This window comes from Kribbella catacumbae DSM 19601, from assembly GCF_000372465.1.
In the GTDB taxonomy this organism is placed as follows: Bacteria; Actinomycetota; Actinomycetes; order Propionibacteriales; family Kribbellaceae; genus Kribbella; species Kribbella catacumbae.
Genome location: NZ_AQUZ01000029.1, coordinates 40,369 through 59,331, shown reverse-complemented (window position 1 = coordinate 59,331; position 18,963 = coordinate 40,369). Strand labels below are relative to the sequence as shown.

17 protein-coding genes are annotated in these 18,963 nt (G+C 67.8%); 7 read left to right on the top strand and 10 right to left on the bottom strand.

All coding sequences use genetic code 11. The annotated features are described in order from the left end of the window. Nucleotides 1–90: 90 nt before the first annotated feature. Complete coding sequence (locus A3ES_RS0127040) at nucleotides 91–681, top strand: GNAT family N-acetyltransferase (RefSeq protein WP_020389973.1); 591 nt, start codon at nucleotides 91–93, stop codon at nucleotides 679–681. Continuing rightward, a complete protein-coding gene (locus A3ES_RS0127035) occupies nucleotides 674–1,174 on the top strand; it encodes a phosphatase domain-containing protein (RefSeq protein ID WP_020389972.1) in 501 nt (166 codons plus the stop codon). Before A3ES_RS0127040 ends, A3ES_RS0127035 begins: the two co-directional genes overlap by 8 nt. 4 nt (nucleotides 1,175–1,178) lie before the next feature. On the opposite strand, the gene A3ES_RS0127030 is transcribed toward A3ES_RS0127035, so the two are convergent. From A3ES_RS0127030 to A3ES_RS0127010, 5 genes are read right to left on the bottom strand one after another with little or no spacing between them, the layout of a single operon-like run. Next, nucleotides 1,179–2,858, bottom strand: a complete 1,680-nt coding sequence (locus A3ES_RS0127030; protein WP_020389971.1) for an ABC transporter substrate-binding protein — start codon at nucleotides 2,856–2,858, stop codon at nucleotides 1,179–1,181. Then, nucleotides 2,855–3,889: an ABC transporter ATP-binding protein gene (locus tag A3ES_RS0127025; protein WP_020389970.1), complete on the bottom strand. Its 1,035-nt coding sequence runs from the start codon at nucleotides 3,887–3,889 to the stop codon at nucleotides 2,855–2,857. The genes A3ES_RS0127030 and A3ES_RS0127025 overlap by 4 nt, the downstream gene beginning before the upstream one ends. After that, a complete protein-coding gene (locus A3ES_RS0127020; RefSeq protein ID WP_020389969.1) occupies nucleotides 3,886–4,887 on the bottom strand; it encodes an ABC transporter ATP-binding protein in 1,002 nt (333 codons plus the stop codon). The genes A3ES_RS0127025 and A3ES_RS0127020 overlap by 4 nt, the downstream gene beginning before the upstream one ends. Further along, nucleotides 4,880–5,878, bottom strand: a complete 999-nt coding sequence (locus A3ES_RS0127015) for an ABC transporter permease (RefSeq protein ID WP_020389968.1) — start codon at nucleotides 5,876–5,878, stop codon at nucleotides 4,880–4,882. The genes A3ES_RS0127020 and A3ES_RS0127015 overlap by 8 nt, the downstream gene beginning before the upstream one ends. Next, nucleotides 5,878–6,807, bottom strand: coding sequence for an ABC transporter permease (locus A3ES_RS0127010; RefSeq protein WP_020389967.1), 930 nt, complete (start codon nucleotides 6,805–6,807; stop codon nucleotides 5,878–5,880). The genes A3ES_RS0127015 and A3ES_RS0127010 overlap by 1 nt, the downstream gene beginning before the upstream one ends. Nucleotides 6,808–6,951: 144 nt before the next feature. Between A3ES_RS0127010 and A3ES_RS0127005 the strand changes: the two genes are divergently transcribed. Next, nucleotides 6,952–7,416, top strand: coding sequence for an NUDIX hydrolase (locus A3ES_RS0127005; protein ID WP_040455700.1), 465 nt, complete (start codon nucleotides 6,952–6,954; stop codon nucleotides 7,414–7,416). On the opposite strand, the gene A3ES_RS0127000 is transcribed toward A3ES_RS0127005, so the two are convergent. Genes A3ES_RS0127000 through A3ES_RS0126990 form a run of 3 tightly spaced genes read right to left on the bottom strand, consistent with a single transcriptional unit; the run spans nucleotide 7,399 to nucleotide 9,306 of the window. After that, nucleotides 7,399–8,055: a hypothetical protein gene (locus A3ES_RS0127000; protein WP_020389965.1), complete on the bottom strand. Its 657-nt coding sequence runs from the start codon at nucleotides 8,053–8,055 to the stop codon at nucleotides 7,399–7,401. The two genes, A3ES_RS0127005 and A3ES_RS0127000, sit on opposite strands and share 18 nt — an antisense overlap. A gap of 55 nt (nucleotides 8,056–8,110) precedes the next feature. After that, a complete protein-coding gene (locus A3ES_RS0126995) occupies nucleotides 8,111–8,800 on the bottom strand; it encodes a hypothetical protein (protein ID WP_020389964.1) in 690 nt (229 codons plus the stop codon). Continuing rightward, complete coding sequence (locus tag A3ES_RS0126990) at nucleotides 8,797–9,306, bottom strand: RNA polymerase sigma factor (protein ID WP_237745062.1); 510 nt, start codon at nucleotides 9,304–9,306, stop codon at nucleotides 8,797–8,799. Before A3ES_RS0126990 ends, A3ES_RS0126995 begins: the two co-directional genes overlap by 4 nt. Nucleotides 9,307–10,102: 796 nt before the next feature. Between A3ES_RS0126990 and A3ES_RS0126985 the strand changes: the two genes are divergently transcribed. Together A3ES_RS0126985 and A3ES_RS0126980 are read left to right on the top strand one after the other, a co-directional pair. After that, nucleotides 10,103–11,620 carry a TldD/PmbA family protein gene (locus A3ES_RS0126985; protein WP_051084822.1) on the top strand — a complete coding sequence of 506 codons (1,518 nt, stop codon included), beginning with the start codon at nucleotides 10,103–10,105 and terminating at the stop codon, nucleotides 11,618–11,620. Beyond that, the gene (locus A3ES_RS0126980; protein ID WP_020389961.1) at nucleotides 11,617–13,026 is read left to right on the top strand and encodes a metallopeptidase TldD-related protein; all 1,410 of its coding nucleotides are present in this window, start codon (nucleotides 11,617–11,619) and stop codon (nucleotides 13,024–13,026) included. Before A3ES_RS0126985 ends, A3ES_RS0126980 begins: the two co-directional genes overlap by 4 nt. A gap of 121 nt (nucleotides 13,027–13,147) precedes the next feature. On the opposite strand, the gene A3ES_RS48630 is transcribed toward A3ES_RS0126980, so the two are convergent. Both A3ES_RS48630 and A3ES_RS0126970 read right to left on the bottom strand, forming a co-directional pair. Beyond that, nucleotides 13,148–13,597 (bottom strand): DUF805 domain-containing protein, encoded by a 450-nt coding sequence (locus tag A3ES_RS48630; RefSeq protein ID WP_020389960.1) that lies wholly within the window; start codon nucleotides 13,595–13,597, stop codon nucleotides 13,148–13,150. 129 nt (nucleotides 13,598–13,726) lie between these two features. Continuing rightward, on the bottom strand, nucleotides 13,727–14,395 hold the full coding sequence (locus A3ES_RS0126970) for a class I SAM-dependent methyltransferase (protein ID WP_026163230.1): 669 nt from the start codon (nucleotides 14,393–14,395) through the stop codon (nucleotides 13,727–13,729). Between the two features lie 662 nt (nucleotides 14,396–15,057). Here A3ES_RS0126970 and A3ES_RS0126965 point away from each other — a divergent pair. Both A3ES_RS0126965 and A3ES_RS0126960 read left to right on the top strand, forming a co-directional pair. After that, nucleotides 15,058–16,899 carry an SCO7613 C-terminal domain-containing membrane protein gene (locus A3ES_RS0126965; protein ID WP_020389958.1) on the top strand — a complete coding sequence of 614 codons (1,842 nt, stop codon included), beginning with the start codon at nucleotides 15,058–15,060 and terminating at the stop codon, nucleotides 16,897–16,899. A 278-nt stretch (nucleotides 16,900–17,177) separates the two neighbouring features. Further along, nucleotides 17,178–18,698, top strand: coding sequence for a carbohydrate kinase family protein (locus tag A3ES_RS0126960; RefSeq protein WP_020389957.1), 1,521 nt, complete (start codon nucleotides 17,178–17,180; stop codon nucleotides 18,696–18,698). The last annotated feature ends 265 nt before the right edge of the window (nucleotides 18,699–18,963 follow it).

Genomic DNA, 18,963 nt, shown 5'->3' with positions numbered 1-18,963 from the left:
CCCCCACCCCTGTGTTCATTCGCCCCTTTTTCACCCTCCAGCGAGCCCACAGCTGCCTGACAATCGGTGAGGAGGGTGAAAAGGGGGCGAATGAACACCAGGTGGGATGGGACGATCAGGCGGGTGGACACCTATCTCGAGACCGGGCGGCTCGTGCTGCGGCGGTTCACGGCCGGGGATGCCGAGTTGCTGGTCGAGCTGGACTCGGATGCCGACGTGATGCGGTACCTGACCGGTGAGCCGACGCCGCGGGCCGAGATCGAGCAGAAGGTGCTGCCCGAGATCCTCGCGCAGTACGGGACGCATCCGGGGCTGGGGACCTTCGCCGCGCACGAGAAGTCGAGTGGGCGGTTCGTGGGCTGGTTCGGGTTGCAGCCGACCGGAGAGGCCGGGACGGTCGACGTCGGCTACCGGCTGGATCGGTCGGCCTGGGGTCAGGGGTATGCGACCGAAGGCACCCGGGCGCTGATCGACCTGGCGTTCCGGGAGCTGGGGATGGCGAAGGTCGTGGCCGACACGATGGCGGTCAACACCAAGTCCCGCCGGGTGATGGTGAAGGCGGGCCTGCGGTTCGTCCGGGTCTTCCACGTGCATTTCGACGACCCGCTGCCGGGGACGGAGTACGGCGAGGTCGAGTACGCGATCGACCGGGAGACCTGGGAAGCTGGGGCCCGTGCCTGACGATCAACGCCGCCCGTACGCCGTACTGGACATCGACGCGACCCTCTCCGACACGAGCCAGCGGATCAAGTTCCTGGAGCGCAAGCCCAAGGACTGGGACTCGTTCTTCGCGCATGCCAAGGACGATGCCGTGCTGGACGAAGGGCTCGCGGTGGCGACGACGCTCGCGGCGGACCACGAGATCGTCTACCTGACCGGGCGGCCCGAGCGGCTGCGGCGAGACACGGTGAAGTGGTTCGAGGACAACGGCTTTCCTGAGGGCAAGCTGCTGATGCGTGGCAACAACGACCGGCGCCCGTCGGCGACGATGAAGCTCGCCCGGCTCAGGACGCTCGCGCAGGAGCGGCGGGTCGCAGTACTGGTCGATGACGACGTGCGGGTATGCGCCGCCGCCGAGAAGGCCGGCTACCCGGTGATGAGGGCCGACTGGGGACTCGATCCCGAGACCCAGCCGGCCCTCTTCGAAGCTCAGGAAAAAGAAGGGCGTACCTGAGCTGTTACTTGCTGAGGCCGACGATCAGGACGTTCGGGTACGGCGGGTACGGCGGCAGGTAGAAGTTCTGCACCTTCGAGCCGTGCAGGAACGCGTTGCGGGCGTAGATCAGCGGGACCAGCGGCGCGTCGGCCATGATCTGCTTGTCCAGGGCGCCCCACATGCCGGCGGCCTTGGCGTGGTCCGCCTCGCCCGTCGCGGCGTTGATGGCGGTGTCCACGACCGGGTTGGAGTACCGGGACATGTTGTACCCGCCGTTGCCGATCTCCGACGTCGCGAACAGCGGCTGGATGTTGCCGATCGCGCTCGGGAAGTCCGGCAGCCAGCTCGACACGGTGAGGTCGTAGTCGCCCTTCGGGCCGGTGACCAGTTCGGTCAACGGCTCGTTGGCCATCGGCTTGAGGGTGACGGTGATACCGGCCCGCTTCAGGCCCTGCTGGATCGCCTGTGCGACCGGGAGGCCGGTGGGCTGGTCGGAGTCGACAGCGAGGACCAGGTTGAGGTTGCTGACGCCCGCCGCCGCGAGCATCGACTTCGCCTTGTCGGGGTCACCGGCCGGCGGGGCTTCGTACAGGTTGTACTTGGCGTAGCCGTCCATGCCGGGGGTGATCAGCGTGCTGGCGATCTCGCCACCGAACTCCGGACCGCCCTCGGCGATCTGGACAGCCTGCTTGTCGACGGCGTACTGGATCGCCTTGCGGACCTCCACGTTCGCCAGCGCCGGGCGCTTGTTGTTCATCGCGAGGTACTGCAGCGCGCCGGACGGCGAGGTGGCGACGCGCGCCTTCACCGCCGGGTTGCCCGTGACTGTCGGGATCAGCGCGGCCGGTACCGACGTACCGGTGGTGGCGGCGAACTTGTCGTCGCCGGAGTCCGCGATCAGCCGCTGGTTGATTACGTCAGGCTGCAGACCCATCGCGTAGACGATCGAGTCCGGCAGACCGGTCCGGGCCGGGTCGGATCCCTTGTCCCAGGCCGGGTTGCGCTCCAGCTCGAGCTTCGAGCCCGGCGCGTACGACTTGACCTGATAGGGGCCGCTGGCAACAGGCTTCTCGCCGTAGTGGGCCGGGTCGGTGTCGGCCTTCTTCGGCACCGGCGAGAAGGCCGGCATGCTGACGATCCAGGGCCAGTTACCGAACGCCTTGTTCAGCTTGAAGACGATGGTGGTGTCGTCCGGCGTCTCGATCGAGGCGAGCTGCCCGCCCTTGTACGGGCCGGTGTACTTCTCGGCGCCGGCCAGCAGCGACTTGTGGTAGCCGAGACCGCCGCTCAGCTCGGGAGCGAAGGAGCGCTCGATGCCGTACTTGATGTCGGCGGCAACGATCGGCGAGCCGTCGGCGTACTTGAGGTTCGGCTTCAGCTTGTACGTCCAGGTCTTGCCGCCGTCGCTGACCTGGCCGGTGTCGGTGGCCAGGTCAGGGACTACCTCGGCGGCCTTGTCCGTGGAGGTCTTCCACGACGTGAGGCCGCGCAGCACCAGGTGGATCGTGCTCGTCCCGAGGTTCTGGCTCTTGGCCGGGTCGAGGCTGATCTCCTTGCTGGTGGTGAGGAGGTTGAGGGTGCCGCCCTGCTCGGCGGCCGCTGTTCCGCTACCGCTCGGAGTGGACTTGTCGTTGGCGTTGCATGCGGTGACAGCTAACGCCAGTGCGGCCGCGACTGCGACCGCTTGGGTAGTGCGTTTCATTGTGTCCTCTCCGACAGTGGGGGGTTCGAGAGTTCAAGGGGGGCTTCGGGGAAGTAGCAGGCGGCCCGATGGTCGCCGCCGGCAACGGGTTCGAGTACCGGCCGGGTCGTCGCGCAGACGTCCTCGGCCTTGTAGCACCGAGTCCGGAACGGACACCCGGAAGGCGGATCGATCGGCGTCGGCACATCACCGGTCAACACGATCCGGTCCCGGACCGCACCAGGCTCAGGCACCGGTACTGCGGACAGCAGCGCGCGCGTGTAGGGATGAGCCGGAGACGAGTAGACCTCGGCCGCCGGGCCTTCCTCCACGATCGTGCCGAGGTACATCACCGCGAGCCGGTCGGCGACCTGGCGAACCACGGCGAGGTCATGCGCGACCAGCACGTAGGACAGGCCGAGCTCATCCTTCAGGTCGGCCAGCAGATTGAGCACCTGCGCCTGGACCGACACGTCGAGCGCCGACACCGGCTCATCGCAGACGAGCAGATCGGGCTTCACAGCAAGCGCTCTCGCGATTCCGATCCGCTGCCGCTGACCACCCGAGAACTCGTGCGGGTAGCGCTCCAGGTGTTCCTCGGACAGACCGACCTGGCTGAGCAGCTCGACCAGTTGCGCGCGGGTCGGGCGGATCCCCTGCGCCCGGAACGGTGTGGTGAGGATCGTGCCGACGGACTGCCGTGGGTTGAGCGAGGCCTGCGGGTCCTGGAAGACCATCTGGATCTTCCGGCGGACCGGGCGGAGCCGGCGGCCACGCCACTTGGTGACGTCCTGGCCGCCGATCGAGACCTTGCCCGCGGTGGGGTCGAGGAGTCTGGTGGAGAGCCGGGCGAGGGTGGATTTGCCCGAACCCGATTCGCCGACCAGGCCGACGGTTTCGCCTCGGCGTACGACGAAATCGATGCCGTCGACGGCCTTCACCGACTGCGACCGCTGCCAGGGTGCGGTGCCCAGGCCGAAGTACTTCTTCACGCCGTCGAGTCGGAGCAGCTCGTCTTTTGGCGTCGCGGACTTGGATGAGGCCTCGGTCATGGCGCGACCTCCGGTCGGCGGCCGAGATGGCAGGCGGCTTCGTGATTGCCCTCGCCGGGCCTGGGGGTGAGCTCGGGGCGCTCGGTGATGCACCGCTCCCCCACGCGCTCGGTGTAGGCGCAGCGCGGCTGGAACGGGCAGCCGGTCTTGACCGAACCGGGCGACGGCGGACTGCCGGGGATCGTGGTCAGCCGATGCCGCGGCGGTACGTCGACCCGCGGCATCGCGCCGAGCAACCCGAGGCTGTACGGATGCGCCGCCCGATAGAACAGGTCCTTCACCGAACCATGCTCGGCCGCGCGACCGGCGTACATGACCAGTACGTCGTCCGCGACCTCCGCGACGACTCCGAGGTCGTGCGAGATGAGCACGAGCGCAGTACCGAACTCCGTCTGCACGTCTTCGAGCAGCCGCATGATCTGGGCCTGCACGGTGACGTCGAGCGCGGTCGTCGGCTCGTCCGCGATCAGGACCTTGGGGTCGTTCACCAAAGCCATAGCAATCACGACCCGCTGCCGCATTCCCCCGGAGAACTCGTGCGGGTAGTCCTTGGCCCGGGCCTTGGCCGCCGGGATGCCGACCAGGTCGAGCATCCGCACGGCGCGTTCGAGCGCTTCCTTCTTGGAGACGTCGTGGTGCAGCCGGTACGCCTCGGCGACCTGCCAGCCGACGCTGTAGTACGGGTTGAGCGCGGAGAGTGCGTCCTGGAAGACCAGCGCGATGTCGTTGCCGCGGATCTTGCGCAGTTCGTCGTTGGGCAGGCCGACGAGCTCGCGCCCGTCGAGCAACACCTCGCCTTTGACGTCCGCGTTGCTGGGCAGCAGACCCATCACCGCTGCCGACGAGACGCTCTTGCCGGAACCGGACTCGCCGACGATCGCCAGTGTCTTGCCGGGTGCGACGGCGAAGTCGATGCCGGCCACGGCGGGCACCAAGCCGCCTTCGGTCCGGAAGGTGACGTGCAGGTCGTGAACCTCGAGGACAGGACGGTCAGCCATGGGTCACCCTCGGGTCGAGTACTCCGTGCAGCAGGTCGACCACCAGATTCGCGATGATCACCAGGAACGCCGAGAACAGCGTCACGCCGACCACCACGGCCACGTCGACCTGGCTGACGCCGCTGATCAGCAACTCCCCCAGCCCTTGCATGCTGAACACCTTCTCGGTCAGGATCGCGCCGCCGAGCAGGCTGCCCAGATCGAGCCCGAAGATGGTCACGATCGGCACGAGCACGCCACGCAACCCGTGCACGAGGACCACTCTTCGTTCGCCGGCACCCTTCGCTCGGGCGGTGGTCACGTGGTCGAGATTCATCTCCTCGAGCATCTGCGCGCGGGTCAGCCGGATGTACGACGCGGACGAGAGCGCCGCGAGCACCAGCCACGGCATGATCAGGTGCCAGGCCCAGTCGACCGGGCTCTCCGTGAATGGCACATAACCGTTGACCGGCACCATGTTCAGCCAAAACCCGAAGACGAGGATGGCCAGCAGGCCGACCAGGAACGACGGCGACGCGACACCGATCAGTGCCAGGCCGACGGCCAGCTTGTCGAACAGCTTGCCCCGTTTGAGGGCCGCGCCGACACCGAGCGAGACGCCGACGATAAGCCAGATCACCGCTGCCCCGAGCGCGATAGATGCGGTGATCGGAAGCCGGTCGAGGATCAGCGTGGTGACCGGGCGGGCCAGCGGGAACGAGTAACCGAAGCAGGGTGCGTCGCAGTGGACGGCCGCGCCGCCCTCGCCGTACGTGCGGCCGACGACGATGCCACGGAGGAATGCGAGGTACTGCTGGATGGTGCTCTGGTCCAGCTGCATGAAGTGGCGCGCCTGCTCGAGCCGGTCCGGCGTACAGGGCTTGCCGCAGCCAAGTCGGGCCGGGTCGGCGGGGAGGGCGTAGAAGATCAAGTAGACGGCGAGGCTGAGGGCGAGCAGGACCAGCACTGTCGCGAACAACCTGCGGATCAGGAACCACACCAGGTCAGGCATCAGGTCGCCCTCCGCAGCCGGACGTCGAAGGCGTCGCGGATACCGTCGCCCAGCAAGGTGAATCCGAGGACGGCGAGGAACAGCATCGCGCCCGGGAAGAACAGGAACCACGGGTCGGTACCGGTGTAGACCCAGACGATCGAGTCCGAGATCGACCGCCCGAGACTGGGTGTCGGCGGTGGTACTCCGACGCCGAGGAACGACAGCGCGGCCTCGAGCCCGATGTAGCCGGGCACGGCCATGGTGGCGACGACGAGGACTGGGCCGAGCAGGTTCGGCAGGAGTTCGCGGGTGATCACATGCCAGCCGCTGGAGCCGACGCTGCGGGCCGCCTCGACGAACTCGCGAGTGACCAGCGACCTGGCCTGGTTGCGGATCAGCCGCGCGAGGCCGGCCCAGCCGAACACGCTGATCACCAGGATGAGCAGCAGCCAGCGCGGGAAGCCGGCCGGCACGATGATGCCCAGGGCAATCATGAAGACGAGTTGCGGGAAGCCGAAGAGGAAGTCGAGCAGTCGCGACACGATGGCGTCGTACCAGCCGCCGAAGTACGCGGCGCTGATCCCGACCAGGGTGCCGACCACTGTCGTCACCACGGTGCACACGGCCGCGATGAACAGCGAGGTGCGCAGACCGAGTACGACGATCGAGAACAGGTCGCGGCCGGTCAGTGGCTCGACCCCGAACCAGTGGTCGCCGCTGACGCCACCGGCCGTGCCACTCGGGGCGTTGCCACGAGCCGGGTCGAGCAGCCCGATGTTGTAGGTATAGGCGTCCTGCCCGGCCAGTCTGACCAGCAGCGGCGCCAGGGCCGCGATCACGATCAGGCCGATCACCAGCCAAGCCCCCAGCCGGGCACTCCGGTCCCGCCGGACACGGCGCAGGGCCTGGCGGGTCGGTGAGACGGCCGCAGGGACCGAGGAACTCACGAGCACTCCTGACAACGATGGACTTGAACCCAAGCCGAATGACGGTAGGCCAGAGTCTCCCACCATCCGGGTCCCATCTTGAATGTTGAGAATGTCAGTCCACCCGCAAGAGTTTCTGTCGGTGCCGCCTGGCAGCGTGTCGGCATGGCGATTCCGAGGGCGGTTGCTGTTGTGGTCGACGGTGGCGAAGTGCTGGTGATCAAGCGGTATTTGAAGCAGAGACGGGCTCTGGACTGCGTCATGTGCGAGGACAGCGGATCTCCGGGACCGGAGTGCGCCGGACATCGGTACGCCGTACTGCCGGGCGGGCATGTCGAGGCGGATGAAGACGCGGAGACAGCGGCGGTTCGGGAGCTTGCGGAGGAGACCACCCTCACCGCGGCCATCGACCGGCTGCTCTGGACCGGGTTGCACAACGGCAGGCCGGCGTACTACTTCCTGATGCACGGCGTGACGGGGAAGGCCGAGTTGTCAGGTCCGGAGGCGGAAGAGCACTGCGACACCAACAGCTTTGAGTTGGTGTGGGCCGGGCCGGATGAGCTCGACTCGCTTGGGCTGCATCCGGCCGGGCTGGTCGACCAGCTCGCTGGGTTACTCCTCGTCGATTAGCTGCCAGTTGCGGCGCGGGAGGTAGCGGAGGGCGAGGTAGGCGATGGCTGCGCCGAGGAGGAAGCCGGGGATCGACCAGCGCCAGCCGAGGAGGGGTTTCTCTTCGATCTTGAGTGCGGTGGTCGGGGTGTCGTCGACGGCGGCGGCCTCTGGTGGGATCTGCGGTGCGGGCTGCGGGAGGGTGGTCGGGCCGCCGTCTTTGCGTGTGCCATGGAGCAGGTCGAGCGAGACGAGGAACTTGACCAGTTGCACGTCGTCGGTAGCGCGGTGCCAGACCGGCTTCTCCGGCAATTGGCCTTGGTCATTCAGGCCCTCGGTGGTCGCTATCCAGGGGCCGCCGGGCGCGTCCGGGTAGATCGTGTCCACTCGCCAAGCCTTGATGTCGTGGAGCAGCCAGCTCACCTGGATGGAGGGGCCGATCTCGTGGCTGTCCTCGCCCGGGATGTCCCGCGATTCCGCGTTGAGCAGCTGCTCCAGTTCGCTGTACGCCTTGTCCTGGTAGCTGATGGCAGCCACCTTGCCGATGTCCCCCGCGCGCAGCAGCACACTGGTCGGCCCACCGGCCTGGGCCGGCAGCGCGCCGACTCCCACGATGCCCAACACGATCAGCAGGACGGTACGGCGTACCCAGCGGTTCATGGCGGTCTCCTATCGACTGCTCTAGATACACCGCCGCGCTTGGTCCGGTTCCCAATTAGCGGGCCAGCTCGGTCGCGCGGTTCTTGTCGGGCATGCCTTCGAGGCGGAAGGTGATGCCGTTGCGCACCCAGACGAGCGTCGGTCCTGCCACCCTGACCCTCTGTTCTTCGCCGGTCTGCTTCATCAGCACGAGCTCATGCGGCGTGCTGAACCAGAACCCGTCGATCTCCGGCACGTGCTCCAACTCGGAGTAGTACTTCTTGAAGTACAGCGGCGACGGCTCAGCCTGGAACTGCTCCAGCCGTACTACGCCATCTGCCGTCTCCCAGCTCATGGCGACGAAGCCTGTCGACGCCTGCACACCCGTCGGCGCCCCTAGCGCTGTGGGAACCACCGGAGTGAACCCAGCCTTTCTAGCCGCCTCGACCATGCTCAGCTGACCACTGGCTTGGGGAGGAGCCGGCGCACTCGTCGGCCCGCTCGGCACCTGCACGGCCCCCACTCCCCCGATGTTGAGCCACTCGGCCACCGCAGCACGCACTGGCGGCGCAACCAGCGCACCGGCCAGCAGCAGCGACAGGAGAGCCAGCAACGCGCGCCACTTCTCCTTGACGGCTGCGGCGACGGTACGGCGTACAGGGGGCTCGGCAACTCGCTCGAGCACGGCAGCGGCCAGCCCTTCCGCGACAGGCGGCACAGCGGCGCTACGACCGAGCGCACGGAGGTCGTCTTCCAGTGAGGTCATCGCTGCACCTCCTTGTCCGGTAGTTGCGTCCGCAGCCGCCCCAGAGCACGATGCAGCCGCGACTTGACCGTGCCCTTCGGCCAACCGAGCACAGTGGCCGTCTCCTGCTCGTCTAGCTCCAGCAGGTAGCGACACGTCACCACCAGCCGGTACTGCTCAGGCAGAGCCCGTACTGCGGCCAACAGCTCGGCCCGGCGTTCCGCTGACAAGGCGTGATCCGCCGGATCGAGCACAGCGTCCGGCAGTACTGCCAACTCCTCCCGGCGAGCCCGACGCCCGCGTGACCGAAGTACATTGCGCGTCTCGTTAGCCACAATCCGCAGCAACCACGGCCTGAAGGCGGAGCCGTCCCGGAAGGTGTTCAACGCGCGGTACGCCTTGACGAACGACTCTTGTACTACGTCATCCGCGTCGGAGCCGGCACCCATGAACACGGCAGTACGTTTCGCCACCGAGGCGTGCAGCATCACCAACTCGGCGTACGCGGCGGTGTCCCCGCTTCGCACCCGAGCCAGAATCGCCGAGTCGTCACTTGCGCTGATTCCGCCTCCTGTTTTGATCCCCTGCATTGTCTCTACACCGCGGGGCCGCAAATGGTTCCGGACACGGAGCTCCAGCCCATCAAAGGCCCCCCGCGCGGTAGCGCCCACGCCTGACGAAGCCTGCGGAACCGGACGTTTGATGGGATGGACCTCCGGGCTGGACGTCCGGGAGCCAGCAACGTCGGAGCCGCGCAGGCCGGCGCCGCGCGGATTGGAGCTCACCGGCGCCTGGCGCACCGCGCCGGAGTACGGGAGATTCCGGCGATCGACGGCGCTTGCCGGCCTGCGGGCGCCAGGCGGCTGCCCTTCCGCGACTGGTCGGGGGAACCAGAGCTCCAGCCCATCAAAGGCTCGCTCGCGCGGGCGCACCCACGCCTGGCGAAGGCTGAACGACCGGGGCTTTGATGGGATGGATCTCCGGAAGGCGACGTCGGAGCTGCCGAGGTCGGCCCCGCACGGGTCTGCGCCACGCAGGTTGGAGTTCTCGGCGCCAGGCGCACGACCGTCTGCGGCGCGACGTACCGCGTGCGGGCGCCAGGCGGCTGCCCTTCCGCGACTGGTCGGGGGAACCGGAGCTCCAGCCCATCAAGGGCCTGGTTGCGTGGGGCGCTTACGCCTGACGAAGCCTGAGGAACCGGACGTTTGATGGGATGGACCTCCGGGCTGGACGTCGACGAGCACGGCGACGGAGGAGCCGCGCGACCCCCAGTACACCCGCGTGTCGCAGGGCGAAGTACCCGACTGTCATAAGGTCATCCACGTGCCCGAAGTCGATGCTTCCTTCCTAGTCCTTCCCCGTCACGAACTTGCCGGTGCCGCGTTGCAGCGGGCCAAGGATCTCGGGGCCACGTTTGCTGAGTTCCGGCTGGAGCGGATCCGGTCGGAGTCGATCTCGCTTCGCGATGGGGTGCTGGAGAGTGCCCGCGATGACGAGGATCTCGGGCTTGCCGTCCGGGTCATCCACGACGGGACCTGGGGTTTTGCCGCCGGTGTCGCGTTGACGACCGACGAGGCCGTCCGCGTCGCCGAGCAGGCTGTGCACATGGCTCAGGTCTCGCGGCCGATCAACAGCGAGCCGATCGAGTTGGCGGACGAGCCGGTGTACGACGACGTGAGCTGGGTTTCGTCGTACGAGATCGACCCGTTGAGCCTGCCGCGATCCGAGAAGGTCGCCCTGCTCACCGACTGGAGCAACCGGCTGCTCCAGGCCGACGGGGTCTCGCATGTGACCGCGCATGTCGACTCGATCAACGAGTGCAAGTTCTACGCGAACTCCGAAGGCACCTCCACCACGCAGCAGCGGGTGCGGATCGGCCCGACGATCGAGGCGGTCGCGGTGGATGCCGAGACCGGCCGATTCGACTCGATGGCCAGCTGCGCACCGCCGGCCGGCCGGGGTTGGGAGTACATGACCGGTACCGGCTGGAACTGGGATGAGGAGCTCGCCCAGATCCCCGGCTGGCTCGCCGAGAAGATGGTCGCGCCGAGCGTCGAGGCCGGCAGCTACGACCTCGTGATCGACCCGACCAACCTGTGGCTCACCATCCACGAGTCGATCGGCCATGCGACCGAGCTGGATCGCGCACTCGGCTACGAGGCCAACTACGCCGGTACGAGTTTCGCCACCATCGACAAGCTGGGCAGCCTGCAGTACGGCTCACCAGTCATGCACGTCACCGGCGACCGTACTGCGGAGAACGGGCTGTCCACGATCGGGTACGACGACGAGGGTGTCGCCGGGCAGCAGTGGGATCTCGTCAAGGACGGCATCCTGGTCGGCTACCAGGTGGATCGGCGGATGGCGAAGGTGAACGAGGAGCGACTCGGCACCGGCCGCTCCAACGGTTGCGCGTTCGCCGACTCGGCCGGGCACATCCCGATCCAGCGGATGGCCAACGTGTCGTTGCAGCCGGCTGTGGACGGCCCGTCGACCGAGGAGCTGATCAGCCGGGTGAAGAACGGCATCTACATCGTCGGCGACAAGTCCTGGTCGATCGACATGCAGCGGTACAACTTCCAGTTCACCGGCCAGCGGTTCTACAAGATCACCGACGGCAAGCTGGACGGTCAGCTGCGGGATGTGGCCTACCAGGCCACCACGACCGACTTCTGGGGCTCGATGGAGGCAGTCGGCGGCCCGGAGACCTACCAGCTCGGTGGCGCCCTCAACTGCGGCAAGGCCCAGCCGGGGCAGACCGGTGCCGTCAGCCACGGTTGCCCGTCCGTTCTGTTCCGCGACGTCCGCATTCTCAACACCACGCAGGAGGCCGGCCGGTGACGACCGCCATTCAGCTCAGCCCGCAGGACACCATCGAGCGAGGGCTAGACCTGGCAGCGGCCGCCGGAGCCTCGGGTTGCGTCGTACTGGTCGCTGAGAGCTCCAGTGCCAACCTGCGCTGGGCCAACAACACTCTGACCACCAACGGCGCCATGCGCGGCTCTAGGGTCACCGTGATCGCCACTGTCGGCGCAGGCGAGGGTACTGCGGCCGGCGTGGTCGGCCGCTCGTCCACGACTGACTCCAGCCTCCGGGAGCTCGTGTCGGCTGCAGTAGACGCAGCACGCAGCTCCAGCCCGGCCGAAGACGCCCGGCCGCTCATCGACGGCACTGTCGGCTCTGGCTGGGACGAGGAGCCGGACGAGACCTCCGTCAACGTGTACGCCGAATTCGCCCCCGCACTCGGCGAGGCGCTCACCCAGGCCGGCAAGGAGAACCGCTGGCTCTACGGCTTCGCCGACCACGAGGTCGTCACCCTGTACGTCGGGTCGTCCACCGGACTGCGGTTGCGCCACAGCCTTCCGCGGGGCTTCGTGTCGGCCACCGGCAAGTCAGGTGACCTGAGCCAGTCGGCCTGGGTCGGCGCGGCCACTCGCGACTTCAGTGACATCGACCCGCTCGCGATCGACACCGAGCTCACCCGTCGGCTCGGCTGGGCCAGCCGGACCGTCTCGGTGGAACCAGGCCGGCATGCGACCGTGCTGCCGCCCGCCGCCGTGGCCGACCTCGTCACGTTCCTGTTCTGGCAACTCGAAGGCCGGGACGCCTACGAGGGTCGCAGCGTCTTCTCGAAGCCCTCGGGCGGCACCCGGATCGGCGAGGCCCTGTCACCCCATCGTGTCAGCCTGCGGTCCGACCCCAATCTGGCTGGGCTGGAGACCTTCCCATTCGCGGTTGCGAGGTCGTCCGGCGGCTCATCGAGCGTCTTCGACAACGGCCTCACGCTCAGCGCAACCGACTGGATCCGCGGCGGCAAGCTCGAGAACCTGATGCAGAGCCGGTTCACCGCCGAGCTCACCGGTGCGCCCGCGGTGACGCCGCCGATCGACAACTTCGCGCTCTCGGTCAACGGCGCGACCGGTACGACGGACGACCTCGTCGCCGGGCTCGACAACGGTCTGCTGCTCACCTGCCTGTGGTACATCCGCCCGGTCGACCCGCAGACCCTACTGCTGACCGGGCTCACCCGGGACGGCGTCTACCTGGTCGAGAACGGCGAGGTGACCGGTGCCGTGAACAACTTCCGTTTCAACGAAAGCCCGGTCGACCTGCTCGCCCGGTTCACGGCGGCCGGTGCGACGGTCCCGTCGTTCTCCCGCGAGTGGGGCGACGAGTTCTCTCGTACTGCGACCCCGCCGCTGCTGGTGCCCGACTTCAACATGTCGAGCGTCAGCCAAGCCTCCTGATCGATCAAACAGGCTAGCCAACACGAAGGCCCGCACCCCGTACTGCGGGATGCGGGCCTTCGAACCACCTGTCCCGCGAACCGGCGTCTCTCAACCAGGTTCGCGGGACGACGTGGGTGGATCAGCCCTGCGGACCACCCTGCGGCGGTCCCTGCGGGGCCGGCGGGTAACCCGGGTAGCCCGGCTCGCCACCGGGGCCGAAACGCTCGGCGGCCTTCGGGTCCGGACCGTACTGGTTGTCCCCGGCAGCACCCTCCTGGGCGGCGAAGACGATGAAGATGATCCAGCCGACACACGGAACCAGCGAGATCAGCACCCACCAGCCGGTACGACCGGTGTCGTGCATCCGGCGGATCGCTACGCCGATGGTCGGCAGCAGCACGGCCAGGCCGTAGATCGACTGCAGCACCCCGCTGTCGCCGGCGCCGTAGGTGGTGCCGATGGCGCGGTCGATAATGCCCAGAACGATCGAGATGATCGTACTGAACAGGGCGAACATCCAGAACTCTTTACGCCGCGCGCGACCGCTGAACACGGCGTACTTCTTGATGACCTCTGTAAACCACTGCATTGGTGTTTCTCCGATGGTCGAAGGTGAGACGCGGACCGAGCCTGGCGGAACCCATCGGGTTCGTCAATGCAACTTTTCGCTTTGGTGACCACACCGCAACACGGCGCGCCGTATTAGCTAGAGTCGACTTCAGGTTGTCGGGGCGGGTTTTGCTTGGGTGACTCGCCAGCAGGTGTTGTCGTTCTCCTCGTACGCGTCGGCGCCGCCGAGCTCCCAGCGGTCGGCGAGTTCGTGGACCAGGTCGAGGTCGAAGAATCGGCCGGCGAATCCGTCTTTGGCGTACAGGCCGTCACCGATCTCGGTGGACTTACCGTACCGGCTGTCGTCGGTCGACCAGACGGTGTAGACGAAGAGCCCGCCGGGACGCAGTACGCGGCGGATCTCGTTGACCAGGGCGCGCAGCTCGGTTCGCGAAAAGGCCATGTTCAGCAAGACATTCGCGTAGACCGCGCCGACGGTCGCGTCGGCCGGTGGCAGCGGATCGCGGACGTCGTGCAGGGCAGCGGTGACCCGGTCGTCCAGCCCTTCCCGCTGCGCCTCCAGCCGAAGCTGGTCCAGAGCCGACTCGCTGAAGTCGGTGGCGTGCACGCTGAATCCCTGCCTGGCAAGGTAGAACGCGTCCCTGCCCTGGCCGGCGCCCAGCTCCAGCACATCATCGATGCCTGCGGCACCGAACAGCTTCGCCGTCCACCGGGCCGCCGCCGACGGGTCCGTGCCGTGCAAGCTCGGATGCTGCTCGTAGGCCGTCTGCCATCGCTCCTGCTGAGCCCTCGCGAGCTCCACGTATCCAGTCTTCATCTTGCTCCCCGTGTTCGCCTCGCCGATCTGTTCGAACCGGCAGACCCGCAGCAGCCTACGCGACGAATTGAGTAGACGTACTCAAGCGTCCACCCGTTCCGCCTGGCGATAGTGAGGATGACCACCGAGGAGGACGCCCGATGAACGCCCATCCCACCGACTTCCAGTGCCCTGTCTGTCACACGCCACTCCACCTGGATGTCCAGCTGACCGCGACATCACGTCCCCACCAGGCACCGTTGCCCCCGGCACCACAAACCCCACACACCCACCCACCGGCAACTCCGTTCCACCCGCCGTCGCCGCCGTCTCCTGCGACGCCCGTCCAGCCGTCGCCCGCATCTCCCGTCCAGGGCCCGCCGGTATCGCCTGCATCGCCCGTCCAGGGGTCGCCGGTATCGCCTGCATCGCCCGTCGAGCCGCAGCCGCCGTCGCAAGCTGCTGCATCCACACCCGCGCCACCGGAAACTCCGAGGTTCGCACCGTGGGCTGCTCCCGCCGCGCCGACGGCCACCCTCCGTCCGCCTGCTGCACAAGGCGGACACCCCGCCCCACCCCCGCGTGGCTTCCAGCCGCGCCAAGCTCAGCGACCCAGCCCGCAAGGCCCTCTGCGCCCGCCCCCGCTGCCGAAGCCGCGGAAGGCGCCCCGCCCAAGGCGCCGGTTGAGCCCGCAGGCAACGCTCCTCAGCCTCGGCGTACTGCTCCTGCTCGCCGCCGGCGTCACCTTCCTCGCCGTCAACTGGGACAGCCTCTCGGTCCCGATCCAGGCATCGATCATCGCCACCCTCGCCGCGATCGCGCTGGCCGGTTCCGTCCCGTCCGCGCGCTACAAACTGGCCGGCACGGCTGAAGCTCTCGCTATCCTCGGCACCGGCCTGCTCACCGTCGACCTGTACGGCGCCCGCGCGCTCGGCCTGGTCTCCCCCGAGACCATGGACGGCCTCACGTACTTCGGGCTGGCGGCCGGATTGGTTGCCGCGACCAACCTCTTGATGTCACGCATCGCACCCAGCGTGATCACGTACGGTGTCGCCGCCGTCATCATCGGGCAACTCCCCTTGCCCTTCCTGCTGGCCGACCGCGTCGATCTCGCCCCCTTCCTGTTGGGCATGCTGATCCAGGTAGCGATCACGCTGTACTGGTCCTCGAAGGGCACCAAGGTCGTTCGCGTCACCGGCGCCAGCTGCGCTGCGCTCGTCTTCTGGGCGCTGATGATCACCGGCTGCGTCCGAATCTTCCTCAGCCTGATCGCTCACCACTCACCCGAGACCCGCCCGGAGCTCCGGGCCTTCCTCGACGGCTCGCCGACAGCGCTCTTCCCCGTCATCGCCACCACCATCGTCATCTGCCTGGCCGGGATCACCGGCGTCTTCCTGCTCCGCAAGGTAAAGCTCCCCCGCACCCTCCCGGCCGGCCTCGGCGAATGCGCCTGTACTGCGGCCGTCGCGTTCGCCCTGGCGACGTGTCTCCCCCAGTTGCCCACGGCCGGACGCTGGCTGAGCACCGGCCTCGCCACCGCCCTTGCCCTGACCGCGCTGCTGATGGCCAAGCGGACCGGCGTACGGGCTGGGGTGGTGTGGACCGCGACCATAGTCGTTGCTGCGATCAACTTCTTGGTCTGCTTCCTCACGGAGGACGTCGTTCAGCTCGGGCTGATCTCCGCGATCGTCTCCGCGCTTGCTCTGGTCGCCGTCTGGCGCAAGCGGCTGCAAGCGCCGACGGCAGCGATGACCGCCAGCTTCGCGGCGCAGCTCGCCATCGTGCTGGTGACCTTCGACGGATTCTTCAACCTCTGGACCGGGGCGATCACGCTCGCGGTGGTCGGTGCTATCTCGGTCGCCGTCGCCTGCCTCTTCACCAATGTGCCACTAGAGCGCGCTCTCCTGGGTTCCGCGGCCTCCGCGGTCGCCCTGGCCGAACTCGTAGTACTGATGGAGTCACAGGCTGTGGGCACCGGCATCGTGCTCACCATCGCCGCGGCTCCATTGGTTGCCTACGGCATGCGTCCGGAGCGACGACAGGCACTACTCCTGGCCGGTGGCCTGCTCATGGTCGCCAACACGGCCTTCGTCCTCGGCGCCGGAGCCACCACGATCGAGTGGTTCACCCTGCCGCCGGCTGCGGTGATGCTCGCGATCGGCGTCTACGGCTGGCGCAACCAACCGAGCTGGGTCTTCCTCGGCCCCGGGCTGCTACTCGGTCTGGTGCCCTCGGCGCTAATTGCCAACAGCAACTACGACTACCTGCGGACGACGTTCGTCGTAGCTGCCGCACTCGCGGTGATCCTGATCGGAACCCGCTTCTCCCTGCAGGCACCGTTCGTCATCGGCGCCGGCGTCCTGCTCAAGATCGCCCTCTGGCAGTTCCTGGAGGTAGCGCCCTTGGTCCCCCGCTGGATCACCCTGGCCGCCGCCGGCCTGATCCTCCTCACCGTCGGCGCCACCTACGAACGCCGCCTCCAAAACGCGAAACAAGCCGCCCGCTGGCTAACCGCCCTCCGCTGACCCTGCGCCGACGCATGTCATCTTTGAGCACCCGCCAGCGACGCAATCGCAGCCCAGGCGACTGGCGGGTGCCCAAGGTCGCGCGCACCTTGGCGCAATCACCACCTTGAGCACCCGCCGGGCACGCCAAAGCCGTCCAGGCGACTGGCGGGTGCTCAAGGTCGCGCGCACCTCGACGGGCGAGGGTGCGCGGGAGCGCCACTCCGGCAGGGGCTGCGGGGAGTCCGGCTCTCTGGCGATACTGGGGAACGACTCACGACTGCAACGCCGGGGGGCGAATGGCCAACCGCGAAGAACTGGACTCGTCCGATGCCGTTGTGCTGACGCACGCGCTGGAGAAGCTCCGGGCGCGTGACGGTCTGGTCCTGGAGCGTCTGCAGACCACGACCAGGAAGAGCGACGTCGCACCGCTGATCAGGCTGCCCTTGGTCCAGGACTTCGCGACACTGCAGGACATCGATCCCGCTCTGGCCGCCCTGCAGGTGGTGGCCCAGTGCGTCCGGGACACGACCGACGGGACCCACCAGATCGTCGCCGACGCGATCCTGGGCCTGGGCGTGCTCGGTGACGTCTACTCCCAGCACGGTCTCGAGGACAAGGTGGTCCAGGCGCTCCGCGCTGACTCCCTGGGACGCCGCCGAGCCACGCTCCTGACCCATTGGCGGCACCTGCACCTGGCGATGGGCCTCCTGCCGGGTGATCCGCCGAGCGACCGCACCTTGCGCGGCACGATGGAGTCCGACGTACTGCGTCAGTTGGCGCGGCAACTGCTCGAACCGGAGAACCACCCACTCGCAGTACCGGACGGCCCTGAACCTGCCGCCCGGCCGCGGACGTCTCCGGCCGGGCGGGTCATCGTCGTCGGCGGAGCGGTGATGGACGTCATCTTCCGGACCAAGGTGATTCCGCAGCACGAGACCTCCACGCTTGCCGACGACTGCCGGCTCGCGCCAGGCGGCAAAGGTGTCAGCCAGGCCGTCGCGGCGGCCCGGCTGGGGCTCAAGGTCAGCCTCGTCGCGGCCCTGGGCGACGATCAGTTCGGCCATGACATTGTCGAGCACCTCCGCGAGGAGAACGTCGACACCTCGCTGCTGAAGATCGTCCGGGGCGCGCGCACCCCGATGACCGGCGTGTTCGAGCTGAGACTGGGCGACAGCATCGCCGCGGTCTGGCGCAACGACAAGGTGATCAATCTCAGCGTCCGTGACCTCGACCTGCTCTCCCGCCAGATCGCCGACTGCGACGCGGTCCTGCTCACGTTCGAGATCCCGCGTGAGACCTTCCAGCGCGCTGTGGACCTGGCCACCCCGGACCTGCGCAAAGGCCCGACCGTGATCGTCACCCCGGGCCAGCCGTACCCCGATGGCGGCATCTCCCGCCAGGCACTGTCCCAGATCGACTACCTGGTCGCCCACGCCTGGGAGCTGGAGCGCTATGTTCCGGCCGGTCACGACCGCTTCGATCCGGACCGGGTCGGCGACCATCTGCTCGAGCGAGGCGTCGGGACGGTCTGCCTGCTCGGCTACGGCGGCGGCCTGATCTACTCCCAGACCGCTCCGCGGATCGACCGGCTACCCACCGTCTCCTCGCCGTTCAAGGAGTCCTCGACCACTCGCGACGCCTTCTGCGCCGCCCTGGCCGCCAAGCTGATCGACGACGGCGCCTTCACCGAAGACGTCGCCGAGTGGGCGACCGCGGCGATGGCCTGTGTCGCCGAGGACCACACACACTCGACCACGATGCCCGACCGGGAACGGATCGAACGGAAACTGCGCAATGCGAAGGCCGGCGGCCGCTGACCGTGCCGTTCTGGCACTTTTCCGGCCGTCCGGAGCAGAACTCGCTGCCAATTGGCAACAACGTCTTCCTTTTGGCAGGACCAACGGCGGTGAACACCGCCTGCGGCGACCGGACCGGCCGCATTGACCCGCTTCAACCGGCGCCAATAAAGCACATTGACATCCAATTGCCGTGTTGTTCACTGAGAACAGAGCACGACAAGGCGGTGCGGGACCCCAATCTAGCGCACACCGCCAAGAATGCAAGCACCAGCACGCCGGTCAG